At 38.6% G+C, this 12138-nt stretch carries 9 protein-coding genes; 3 read left to right on the top strand and 6 right to left on the bottom strand.

Translation table 11 applies throughout. The features are described from left to right. The first annotated feature begins 78 nt into the window (after positions 1-78). Positions 79-1026: a magnesium/cobalt transporter CorA gene (gene corA / locus Q4600_RS12205; protein ID WP_102528344.1), complete on the top strand. Its 948-nt coding sequence runs from the start codon at positions 79-81 to the stop codon at positions 1024-1026. Positions 1027-1110: 84 nt separating this feature from the next. Here corA and Q4600_RS12200 read toward each other — a convergent pair whose 3' ends face one another. Continuing rightward, entirely contained in the window at positions 1111-2367 is a 1257-nt protein-coding gene (locus tag Q4600_RS12200) for a DUF3391 domain-containing protein (protein ID WP_303516545.1), read from the bottom strand. Between the two features lie 127 nt (positions 2368-2494). On the opposite strand from Q4600_RS12200, the gene Q4600_RS12195 reads away from it, so the two are divergent. Further along, a complete protein-coding gene (locus Q4600_RS12195) occupies positions 2495-3190 on the top strand; it encodes a 2OG-Fe(II) oxygenase (protein WP_303516543.1) in 696 nt (231 codons plus the stop codon). A gap of 41 nt (positions 3191-3231) precedes the next feature. Here Q4600_RS12195 and Q4600_RS12190 read toward each other — a convergent pair whose 3' ends face one another. The 4 genes from Q4600_RS12190 to Q4600_RS12175 all read right to left on the bottom strand — a co-directional run bounded on the left by Q4600_RS12190 (position 3232) and on the right by Q4600_RS12175 (position 7700). Next, the gene (locus Q4600_RS12190) at positions 3232-4584 is read right to left on the bottom strand and encodes a sensor histidine kinase (RefSeq protein WP_303516541.1); all 1353 of its coding nucleotides are present in this window, start codon (positions 4582-4584) and stop codon (positions 3232-3234) included. Then, entirely contained in the window at positions 4575-5249 is a 675-nt protein-coding gene (locus Q4600_RS12185; protein ID WP_229368324.1) for a response regulator, read from the bottom strand. Before Q4600_RS12185 ends, Q4600_RS12190 begins: the two co-directional genes overlap by 10 nt. A gap of 224 nt (positions 5250-5473) precedes the next feature. Further along, positions 5474-6238 (bottom strand): LysE family translocator, encoded by a 765-nt coding sequence (locus tag Q4600_RS12180; protein WP_303516538.1) that lies wholly within the window; start codon positions 6236-6238, stop codon positions 5474-5476. A 157-nt stretch (positions 6239-6395) separates the two neighbouring features. Next, the gene (locus Q4600_RS12175; protein ID WP_303516536.1) at positions 6396-7700 is read right to left on the bottom strand and encodes a dicarboxylate/amino acid:cation symporter; all 1305 of its coding nucleotides are present in this window, start codon (positions 7698-7700) and stop codon (positions 6396-6398) included. Between the two features lie 234 nt (positions 7701-7934). Here Q4600_RS12175 and Q4600_RS12170 point away from each other — a divergent pair, with 234 nt between their 5' ends. Beyond that, positions 7935-10508 (top strand): hypothetical protein, encoded by a 2574-nt coding sequence (locus Q4600_RS12170; protein WP_303516534.1) that lies wholly within the window; start codon positions 7935-7937, stop codon positions 10506-10508. A 110-nt stretch (positions 10509-10618) separates the two neighbouring features. Here Q4600_RS12170 and astB read toward each other — a convergent pair whose 3' ends face one another. Beyond that, positions 10619-11953 (bottom strand): N-succinylarginine dihydrolase, encoded by a 1335-nt coding sequence (gene astB / locus Q4600_RS12165; protein ID WP_303516532.1) that lies wholly within the window; start codon positions 11951-11953, stop codon positions 10619-10621. Positions 11954-12138 lie beyond the last annotated feature (185 nt).

Below are 12138 nucleotides of genomic sequence, written 5' to 3'. Positions count from 1 at the left end.
TAGATTATTTTAGTACACTAGCCAAAAATTTAACCTATTGACGGTGATTGCTTTTTAAGTGGTTACTAGGGGGGAAGCATGATAACAGCCTATGTTTATAATCAGCGAAAGTTAACGGTCCACGAACTCAATGTTCACGACAGTATACCCGAGCAAACATTATGGTTAGATATGTTCAAGCCCAATGATGATGAAAGGGAATGGTTGAGTCGTTTTTCGGTAGAGGAAGTACCTGACGAAGAAGATATCAATGAAATTGAAGCCTCAGCACGTTTTTTTCAGAGTAAAGATGGTCTGCATATTAACTCTTTGTTCCCGCAGCGTTCTGGGTCTGATGTGCGTGCAATTAACGTGTCATTTAACTTACGTAAAGATTTTTTACTGACCATTCGTGAAGAAGATGTCGGTCTTATTCGCCTGCTGCGTAACTATTTACGATTAGGTCGTTTAGATGCCACGACACCTCAAGGTTTAATGCTGGAGTTATTCCATCTGAAAGTTGATTATTTATCAGATTTAATCGAAGACGTGTATGCGGTCTTAGATAATGTCAGCTCGAAAGTGTTTAATGATGAAGAATTAGATGAAGTTTTCAAGATGATCACCTTGCAAGAAGATTCGAACGGCAAAATTCGTTTGAGCTTGCTCGATACGCAGCGTTCGTTAAGATACATTCAGCGTTATTATCGTGAGCATTTATCTGAAGAGAACATTAAAGACTTACGTGAGATGTTATCTGATATTGAATCCTTAATGCCTCACAGTCAGTTCATTTTTGATAAATTGAATTTCTTACTGGATGCTGCAATGGGCTTTAGTGGTATTCAACAAACCAAAATTATTAAAATATTCTCGGTTGCTGCGGTGGTATTTTTACCTCCGACCGTGATTGCCAGTAGTTATGGAATGAACTTTGCCAATATGCCAGAACTAGATTGGCGTTTTGGTTACCCTATGGCTATTGGGTTAATGCTTGCCAGTGCCAGTGGTACTTATTTATTTTTTAAACGTAAAGGTTGGTTATAAAGCCATTTAACGGTTTGGTCTTTAAGATAAAAAGCCATTAATAACTGAGTTATTAATGGCTTTTTTGTGCTTGTTATATACAGACTATGGCTGACCGATACCGTAACTAATTCGCTCTCGTGGGTTTAGATATTTAAAAATATTTTCAGGCAAGGCTGATACTGGTAAGCAGCGTACGATACTGATTTCTTCACGCTCTAAATCAATTATCGGTGCTTGCTCTTTTGGTACTAAAGGATCGTACAGCATGATTTGCGGAAATAAGATTTTATTCAGATTAACCGACATCACCATACCAAACTGACCACTGGATAACTCAATTACACTGCCCGGTGGATAAATGCCGATAGTTTTGATTAGTTTGCCAACATATTCAGTATTAAGCTTTTTTTGGTAGTTTTTATAAATTAAGCCAAGTGATGCGTATGGGGTTTTGGCTTTTGAGGTTTTGGTGCCATTACATAAATCATCGTATTCATTGACCACAGCGATTAACTGAGAGAATTTGTCTAAATCATCACCCTTTAAGCCTTTAGGGTAGCCTGAACCGTCAATAAATTCATGATGGTTAGCAATCATAGGTTTAGCTTGCTCAGGGAAGGTATCTGCTAATTTGAGAAAGTTCAGACTCATTAATGGATGCTGCTTAATCAGGTTTTGTTCTGGTTTAGTTAGCGGCACTTGCTTATTGAGAATATTACTGGGTATTTTGAGTTTGCCAACATCATGAAATAAGGCACCTAAACCGATTAATTCTATATCTTCTCGATTCCAATTTAAGCTTTTAGCCAACATCATACACATAACGGAAACGTTTAAAGAGTGATGGTAAATCAAGTCACCGGGCTTAGCGTCGCCCATTAAATGTAAAACTAAATCATCAGAGCTCAGTAACATATTTGTCATTGAGCTAACCATGTCTTTCGCATCATTAACAGAGTTTAAGGGACGGCTTCCTAACTTTGAAACTGTCGATCGCATCATAGATAAAGAACGGTCAAATTGTTGTTCAGTTTTCTTAATACTGCGACGAAGTTTTTTTTGCGATTCAATTTGATCTTGCTTGTATTGATCCATCTCAAGCTTGAGTTCATCTAAGCCATCTTCTTTAATCGATCCGGCTTTTGACTTAGCTTCTTCTTTATCAAGTAGCTTCACATCACTGCGTTCAGTATCAAAATAGACTTGTTCAATCCCGAGGCTTTTGATTAATTCAATTTGAGATTGGGTTTTGACTTTAAAATTGCTGAACAGAAAGGGGTGGTCTTTCCACGAGACAGGTAAGCGAATAAAGTTACCCACTTGAATTTGATTAATAGAAACTTTTACAGAGTTTTTCATAGGTTAAAGCAAGTACCCGAAGCCATCTTTTATAATTTGAATTGCCAATGATGAGCTGACTGTTTTGCCAATTTATCAATTCCATGGCAGCATATTATCATTACATTATAAAAAGTGCTGATTTAATATGGATTTTATTGAAGTCATTCCAAATGCATTAACTGATGATCTCTGTGACAGGTTAATCAATGCATTTGAACAACATGATGGTGTTATTGAAGGTAAAACTGGTCAAGGAGTCGATAGAGATAAGAAACGAAGTTTTGATTTAACTCTAGATAATCATAAGGATATGACACAGCTTAAAAATGAGCTGTTACAAAATACCTTAAAACATACTGCAGATTACTTTAAACAATACCCAATGGCTCTAATGGGAGCTGTATCTGTGTCTGTTTCTGACGAACAAGGAAAACCTGCGACTTTATCACCTGATAACTTTGCTTTATTGGGGGAGCCAAGAGCTGAAGCTTTAACTAAGTATTTATATCGAAGTGGTGTAATCAATTTACAGAAATACAATCAAGGTGTCGGCGGATACCCGCATTGGCATTCAGAACATTTCCCACAAACAGGTTCACATGAAGCACTGCATCGCGTGCTGTTATATATGTTTTACCTTAATGATGTAGAAGACGGCGGTGAAACTGAGTTTTATTATCAAAACAAGTCGATTAAACCTCAAAAAGGAACCATGGTAATAGCGCCTGCTGGATTTACTCATACCCATAAAGGTAATACACCTATCAGCAGTGATAAGTATATTGCGACTTCATGGATTATGTTTAACAAAGCAGAGCATTTATATGCGCCAATCAAATAATAAATAAAATGATAACGAGGAGATAAACCCTCGTTACTTTATTATTGTGGTGGAATTTTTATGGTGAATTTTGCGCCTAGTAAATGACTTTCGGTAATAGACAGTAAGCCATGATAACTGCTTACAATCTCATTACAGACAGCTAGCCCAATCCCTTGTCCTGGTGATTGGGTATCTGCTCTTACGCCGCGTTGTAAAATTCGCTCTTTTATCGCATCGTCAACTCCAGGCCCATCATCCTCAACGATGAGTGTTGCATTGCCGTCAAGGTCGATTCTTGCTGAAATTATCACTTCACTAATGGACAGTCTGAAAGCGTTTTCCATCAAATTACCGCAAAGCTCCATTAGATCGCCTTTATTAATCGGGAAGCTAACTTCAGGGTCAACATTAACCGTAAACTTCACACCTTTGTCACGGTAAATCTTAAATAACATTTGCGAAAGTTGCTCAACCATTGGACGAACGAGTGTTTGTTCGTGCACTAGGCCTTGGCGCCCAACCAGTGCGCGTTTTAACTGATATTTTACCAGCTGATCCATTTGACCCACTTGCTGCATAATCTTGTCACTGGCATCAGCTTTACTCAAAGAATGATCATCAGTAATGGCATGCACAGCTGCTAATCGTGTTTTAAGACTATGGGCCAAATCATTCATCGCATTTTGGTAGCGTTCCTGCTGATCGCTTGACTGGACTAGTAATTGGTTTAGTGCTTGGGTTACGCCTTCTAGTTCATGGGGGTAACCGTCAGAAAGTGCCTCCTTTTTGCCATCACCAATGGCTTGTAATTCACTTTTTAGTCTTGCCATAGGGCGCATTCCCCAATAGGCGGCACTAATCAGTAATATAAAGGCAAGCATCATCACGACAGTCAAACGAAGGTAGGTGAGCTTTTTGAAGCGTTTGAATTCGTTTTCAACAGAATCAGCATCTTTTAATACCACCATATTGTATTGAGTTTGGTTTAACTCAACGGGTAAAAGGTAGGCAAAGTAGGACTTTTTATCAGACATGGTGAGGTAATAGGGAGGGCTCGTGTCAGCTATTGACTCAAATCGCTGACATATATTGTTAAGACCACTCTTTTTTGCCAGTGTGGAAACCCAAACTTCGTCAAAGGTTTGTGTACAACTGGCCATCATATAGCTTTTTTGTTTATTATTTTCATTGAGCCAATTATTGTCAGCAGGAATGAGATCGTGCTCTCTGAGCTCTGCCGCAATTTGAGGCATTTCAGCAATCAGTTGTGAGGTTTCTTTATTATAGCTATTTTGAGCATGTAAAATGGTCACAGACCATGCAAGCCCAAAGCCCACCAATGCAATGATGGTTAACGAAGTAATAAACATCCGCGTGAGTAGACGCTTTTTGGGCATAAAATTTAGCTGCATGGTAAATTAAATTTATATCCTTGGCCGCGAATAGTGGCAATTGGGTTTTCAATCCCACCTTTATTAAGCTTTTTACGAATTCTACTGACCATAACTTCAATGGTATTAGGGTCACCTTCTTTGTCGCCATAGACCACGTCTAATAAGCGTTGTTTCGCCACCACCTCATGACAATGTCGCATTAAGTATTCTAAAATGAGGTATTCAAATGCGGTCACTTCCATGTTTTCATCATTCAGACTAACTTGTTTTGCCGCTAAATCGAGCTGTAAAGTACCACTACTGATTGTCGGTTTTACAAAACCAGCACTACGTCTAACTAGAGCATCTAAACGTGCCACTAGTTCTTCTTTTTGAAATGGCTTGACTAAGTAATCGTCAGCGCCTGCATTTAATCCTTCGACTTTATCTTGCCAGTTCACTCTGGCAGTCAAAATCAAAATAGGGGCCTTAACATCCGCATTACGGATTTCAGATATCAGGGTTATTCCGTCTTTGTCAGGTAAGCCTAAATCCACAATGGCGATATCAATAGGGTAATTAGTCGCTTGATAAAAGCCTTCTTTGGCAGTGAGTGCAACTTGTACTTGGTTACCTAATTCAGACAGCTGTACGTTTAGATGATGGGATAAGATTGGATCGTCTTCAATGACTAAAATTCTCATATTAATACTCTTAGAAATAAATGTGTGAACTCGATATTTAGCTCAGGAACAAAAAACGATTTTGCAATGTTTAGTTATTAGTAAGTTAATCTTAAATAACGGTTTGCTTACGATGAATTTGATAAAATATTAACTTATCTTTACTTAACCATTACTGACTGTAATTGTTAATAGCTAGTTCGACAAGCAGCTATTTCTAGCAGGGGTTAATGTAAACGGATCGACTAAGCGAGATAGTCATTTAGTAAACTAACCAAAATCGTGATAGCAACGCCCATGAATATCACACCAGTTATCGCATCGATTAATCTGCTACCTTTTGCCATTTTTTGCTGAATCACGGGCTTTGTTAATACTATCGCAAGAAAGCTAAACCAAAATAAAGACAAGATAAATAGTAGGCTAGCAGCAGCGACTTTTGTCTCGGTCGTGACTTGAGGGGTCACCAAAACGGTGAAAATAGTGATAAAGAAAATCAGTGCTTTAGGGTTAAGCATGTTGGTGTATAAGCCTAAACGAAACCCTTTTGCTGGAGTGAGTACATTGAAGCTTTCTGTTGAAACTTTACTCTTTTTAGTATTAGCCTTTTCAATATTACTTTTTACATTTTTTGTTATGTTAGGCTCTAGATTCGCTTCCGCAACGTCTTCTCCTACAGCATTGTTATTTGCTGAAGAAGGGTTTGAATGTGTTTTAAATGATTTTAATACTGAATTTAATGCACCAAATCCCATGTAAGCAAGATAACTAATGCCAATTATCTGTACTGCAAGATAAGCCATTTCTGACTGTTGGATCATTAAACTAATCCCTAAAAGCGACAGCAAACTGTGGACTAAAATTGCGATGCTGATACCAAAAGCGCACATTAATGCTGTTTGTCGAGTTTGTTGGGTTGAGGTTTTTACAATAATCGCAAAATCAGGACCAGGACTAACGAGTGCAAGACAGTGAATAACAGCGAGCGTTGATAGAAGAGCAAAATCCATTTTATATCCGAATTAAAGTGTAATAAATATACTTAAATATAAGTATTGAAAATATAGGCTCAGGCTAGGTTATCTTAAAAACTAAAAAGGCGCCATACGGCGCCTTTGGTTGTAATAACGTTTTGATTATAAACTTATTAGTATTCGTTAATTGCCATTAGGCATTTTTAACTTGCTCTTCAAAGCTTGAACCAACTTTACCTGCTTGTGAGTCATTGAAAGTTTCTTCGTTGAATTCACCTTCAGATTTGGCAATAACCACTGTTGCTACAGAATCACCGGTTACGTTTACAGCTGTACGGATCATGTCGAGTAAGCGGTCAACACCAATAATAAGTGCAATCCCTTCAACGGGTAAGCCTACTTGGTTTAGTACCATGGCAAGCATGATTAATCCAACACCTGGAACACCCGCAGTACCAATTGATGCTAATGTGGCTGTTACGACAACAGTAACATAATCCATTAGGCTCAATTCAATACCAAACACTTGCGCGATGAATACCGTCGCAACACCTTGCATGATGGCTGTGCCATCCATGTTGATAGTTGCACCTAGAGGCAAGGTAAATGAAGCGACTTTATTATCAGCACCTAAGCGATGTTCACAGGTTTCAATCGTAACCGGTAAGGTTGCATTTGAACTTGCTGTACTGAATGCAAATAATTGTACATCACGCATCTTACGCAAGAACATGAATGGGTTTAGACCCGTAAATGTTTTCAGTAATGTTGGGTAAACGACAAGGGCTTGTACCAGCAATACAAAAATTACTAGGAAGAAATATTGAACCACACTGCCTAATGTTTCTAAGCCTAAGGTCAAACTTAACTTGGCCATTAACGCAAATACACCGTAAGGAGCCAGTTGCATGATTAATGTCACAACGCGCATGATCACTTCATTTAAATCATTAAATAAAGCAGACACTCGAGCACCACGTTCCCCAATGTGAGATATCGCAAAACCAAAGATGACTGCGAAAATAATAATCTGCAGCATGTTACCTTGGCTCATCGCTTCAATTGGGTTTGTTGGGACGATGTTAATCACAACTTCAGCAAGACTTGGTGCATCTTTAGCGCTGAATTCCATCGCTGAACTTGCCAACGAGGCGTTTCCTGGATGAACTAAGATAGCTAATGAAATCGCAACGGTGAGTGCAATGGCTGTTGTGAACATATAAAAGGCAATGGTCTTGCCTCCTAAACGTCCTAACTTTGAAGGGTCACTTAGGGAAGAAGTACCACAAACTAATGAAACAAAAACTAATGGCACAACTAACATTTTCAAACTTGAAATAAAGATGGTTCCAACAACGTGTAGAACACCTTCATTAATATAATCTTTTACAAATAGGCTATCTGGAAATACGTTTCTCAAAATCAATCCGAGAAGAATACCCGCACCCATACCTATCAGGATCTTGCTTGTTAAACCAAGCTTACTATTTTTATTCAAAACTACTTCCTTCCAATCTCATTCATCGATTTTTGATGATTTATATTTTTTATCTTTTAAAGCGTAGCAGGAAAATAAATCTTATGAAACGGGATAAAAGTTAAAGTTTTTAAGGAAAAATGCCGAAGAAAACAGTAGAGTAACAAAAAAGTTGCCAGAATTTTGTGTAATATGGCGAGATAAGTAACTATTATAAATCTTAAGTACGATTTTAATGTAACAGGGAGACTGACAATGAGGTCAGCACAAAGACTATTTTTAGCGCTTTTAAGTTCAATTTTTCTTTTTGCTTGTAGTGGTGGGGGAAGCATTTCTGATGATGGTGGAGGAGGGACCGATCCAGTAGAAGTTATCAGCATAACACTAACATCATCTGTTGAGAATGTTGATGCTACAACTGGCACTCTTTTAACTGCCACAGTGACCAGCTCGACTGAGGGAGCTGTTTCTGGAGAATTAGTTACATTTGAATTAAATAATGCTGATTTAGGCTCGTTTGATGTTTCGACTGCAACAGCGGTTACCAATTCAGATGGTGTCGCAACGATTAATTTATTTTCAGCTGAAATAGCAGGTTCGGGCTCAGTGACTGCAAGTATCGAATCTGGTGAAGCTGGTACAGTAGCATTTACCATGGTTGGCGATGGTGGTGAAGCTGGCGGTGGAGCTCAAGTGTCATTGAAACTCTTTAATGCAGCAGGTGAAGAAGTTGACACGATCAGTACATTAGTTCCAGGGGTACTAGTTGCGACAGTTACTGGCATTAATAAGCCTACTATCGTTTCTTTCAGTACAGAGATTGGTGATTTACCGATCACTTCAGCTGTAACTAATGATGAGAACAAGGCCTCTGTAGATATTTATGCGGGTAGTTCTTTAGGCGCTGGTACTGTAACAGCTTCTCTGGATACTGGAGAGAAAGGTGAGACAATTATTGTTGTAGGCGCAACAAATGTTGTTATGGGAAGCGGCTCACCATTTGTTAGCGGTGTCGCAGAAGTCAGTACTACTGATTTATCAGCAGGTGGAACAGCAACGGTTTCTGTTTTGATCCAAGATGAGGCTGGAAATCCATTCAACCAACCCATTGATGTTAACTTTTCTTCTACTTGTGCAACTAAAAGCCCTGCTCAAGCTGAGTTAAGTTCTCCTGTTTCATCATCTAATGGTGTTGCAACATCAACCTATCTTGCTCAAGGCTGTGTAGGTGAAGATCAAATTAATGTAACTGCCAATGCGGGCGGCATTAGTTTATCAGCAGTAGCAACTATCAATGTATTGCAATCAGATATCGGTAGTATTGTCTTTGTTTCAGCAGAACCTGAAAATATTGGTATTTTAGGAACTGGTGGCATCGAGTCTTCAGTTGTTAAGTTTCAAGTATTAGATAAAAACAGTAACGTTGTTGCTAATCAGGCGGTAAACTTTTCATTAAATACAGTGGTAGGCGGTATATCTATTGATCCAATTACCGCGACTACAAACAACGATGGCATTGTCCAAACTGTAGTGACAACTGGTACGGTTGCAACATCAGTTCGAGTAACTGGAACAATTCAAGGCTCATCACCTGTTATCGCCAGTCAATCAAGTCAGTTAGTTGTGTCAACAGGTATACCTGATCAAGACAGTTTCTCATTATCTTCAACTATTCGTAATGCAGAAGGTTGGAATTATGAAGGTGCAAAAGTTGAAGTGACAGCCAGAATGGCTGATGCATTCAATAACCCAGTACCTGATGGAACGACGGTGTCATTTACTACTGAAGGTGGTTCTATTGAAGACGCATGCCAAACTATCAATGGCGCATGTTCTGTTATGTGGACTTCACAATTACCAAGACCAGAAGGTAAAAGTTTTTACGATGCTTTAGGAAATCAAATACTAAGTCCAATTCAAAACCTTAAGTGTTATAAGTTAACCGACAAGTCAGAAGACCCTACCTGTGAAGAAGACAATATTGTCTATGGTAATTACTACGGTCAGCCATATGGTGGTCGTGCCACTATTACTGCTACAGCAATTGGTGAAGAGTCTTTCCCTGATTTAAATGGTAATGGTCGTTTTGATGCTGATGAAATGAATGAGTTTTTAAACGGTACAGATGTGACTGGTGAAAAATTTGATTTAGATGATGCATTTAATGATTACAACGAAGATACGGTATTTAACCCACAAGCTGCAGACTCATTAAAAGGTCTTGATGGTGGTGCGCTTGAAGAGCTAATAGACTTTAATGTGAATACAGTCTTTGATACTGCTGATGGGCTTTATAATGGTGTACTTTGTTCAGATCCTGTTCATGCTGGTTGTGCAGATGGTGTGAGTGATTCGAAATCCTTGTTCGTAAGACGTAGTATTGTGATTGTAATGTCGGGAAGTACAGCTGTTGCAACTTTACCTGAAGAAATACTAATTGTAGATGAAGACTACGGGTTAGACGAAAATGGAAATACGATTGTTGTTGATAGATCACACTCGGCTGTTCAAAGTGATGGGGATGGTGAAATAGTTCCATATCCAATTCAGATAATTGGTAAAGGTTCCGCATCAGTAGCGTTTACGCTGTCTGATTTACATAATCAGCAATTACCTGCAGGTACTACTGTGACTTTTGCGGCATCAGCTGGTTCTGTTACAAGTACTTCTACCATCACTTGGCCAAGTTCTAACCATAATGGAGGTAGAAACTTTGCTGTTTCATTAAAAGGTGAGGATGAACCTAATTCTGGCGTTTTCTCTGTAACCACAGAAACTCCTCAGGGAGTACTTACAGAAGTGTTCGCGATTGGTATTAATATCTTGTAGTTAATACCTTGATGAATTCAATAATTAAAAATGCCGCTCAATGAGCGGCATTTTTATTTCTAGATATTTAGTTAATCATTATTGATGATTATTTGTGAAATATATTGATATTACTTTTGGAACTGATAAACACTACCAAGTTTCAAGATTTGAGTGAGTTCATCCAATGCTGTACGTGATTCAATAATAAGTTGTGGATCTGCTAAATCTTTTACTTCTAAGCTGTCACGGTAATGCTTATCTACCCAAACATTGAGTTTATTGAATAACGCATCATTCATAAGTGTATGTTGATTTACTGCTGATACTTCTAACTCACTCATAGCAACACGTAGACGTAAACATGCTGGGCCGCCACCATTTTGCATGCTTTGCTTTACATCATAATATTGAACTTGTTTGATAGGAGTGCCTAACGTGACTAATTCATTTAGGTAGGCAAATACTGCAGGGTTTTCTTGGCAGTTAGTTGGGGCAATGATTGCCATTTCACCATTGGGTAGGGTGATAATTTGGGTATTAAATAAGTAGCTCTTAACGGCATCATTTATCGAGACTTGTTCAGTAGAAACTTTAACAAAGTGAACATCATCATTCATTTTGCGTCGAATTTCTTCAAATTTCGCATCAGTATTTAAAAAAGCCTGTTCGTGATAGAACAACACATTTTGGTTACCTACTGAAATAACATCGTTATGGAAAACACCTTGATCGATTACATGAGGGTTTTGTTGGATAAAAACACTGCTTTCGTCATCCAATTGATGCAAACGTGCAACAGCTTGCGATGCTTCTAATGTTTGTCTAGCTGGAAACTTTGTAGGTTTTATCGCATTCGGATTTGTGGCTTCCTGGCCGTATACAAATAACTCAACACCTGAGTGACCGTAATCATTACACAGGCGAGTATGATTAGCCGCGCCTTCATCACCAAAACTTGCGTGTTCTGGTAAATGTTGATGATGTTTGAAGAAACGCTCGTCTTTAAAAGTCGCTTTGAGGATATTACCAGTAGTGATAGGTTCAATACTGCGGTGTAACTTGTCGACTAAGTTTGCAGGTGTGAAGTGAACTTTACCATCACGAGTATCAGCACTAGGAGACACTGTCGCAGCATTTGCGGTCCACATAGATGATGCACTACAACATGCATTAAGTAACGCAGGAGCATGCTTAGCGGCTTGATTAAGCACTTCAGCATCAGAACCTGAGAACCCCATACGACGAAGTGAATATAAATCTGGGCGTTCTTGAGGAGCTAAAACACCTTGAATCATGCCTAAGTCAGCAAGAGATTTGGCTTTTTTCAGTCCCTGTTTGGCAGCTGACTTTGGATTTGAAGCTTGCGCAGCGTTGCTATATGAGGCTACATTACCAAAAGATAACCCTGCATAATTATGGGTTGGTCCGACAAGTCCATCAAAGTTCGCTTCGAAGTGCTTCATTTATTATCCTTAAATTTATTTATTATTGTTATAAAAATTGTTGTGAAAATGAGTTCATTTGCTGCTAGGCAATGCAAGAATACAGCCAGTATACTGATGAAATAGGCCTTAACAAGCGGTGACTTTGGTCGCAAAAATCGAAAAAGTGACTAAACATGCACAACTTTTACTTGCTAGACCATAAA

The organism is Shewanella sp. 2_MG-2023 (genome assembly GCF_030548905.1).
Taxonomy (GTDB): Bacteria; Pseudomonadota; Gammaproteobacteria; order Enterobacterales; family Shewanellaceae; genus Shewanella; species Shewanella electrodiphila.
This window is presented reverse-complemented; position numbering and strand designations above follow the sequence as displayed.

Bases quoted from the DNA above. Each gene is read 5' to 3' on its own strand.
- Q4600_RS12190 (WP_303516541.1), bottom strand. From the start codon at position 4,584: ATGCAGCTAAATTTTATGCCCAAAAAGCGTCTACTCACGCGGATGTTT.
- corA (WP_102528344.1), top strand. From the start codon at position 79: ATGATAACAGCCTATGTTTATAATCAGCGAAAGTTAACGGTCCACGAA.
- Q4600_RS12170 (WP_303516534.1), top strand. From the start codon at position 7,935: ATGAGGTCAGCACAAAGACTATTTTTAGCGCTTTTAAGTTCAATTTTT.
- astB (WP_303516532.1), bottom strand. From the start codon at position 11,953: ATGAAGCACTTCGAAGCGAACTTTGATGGACTTGTCGGACCAACCCAT.
- Q4600_RS12195 (WP_303516543.1), top strand. From the start codon at position 2,495: ATGGATTTTATTGAAGTCATTCCAAATGCATTAACTGATGATCTCTGT.
- Q4600_RS12185 (WP_229368324.1), bottom strand. From the start codon at position 5,249: ATGAGAATTTTAGTCATTGAAGACGATCCAATCTTATCCCATCATCTA.
- Q4600_RS12200 (WP_303516545.1), bottom strand. From the start codon at position 2,367: ATGAAAAACTCTGTAAAAGTTTCTATTAATCAAATTCAAGTGGGTAAC.
- Q4600_RS12180 (WP_303516538.1), bottom strand. From the start codon at position 6,238: ATGGATTTTGCTCTTCTATCAACGCTCGCTGTTATTCACTGTCTTGCA.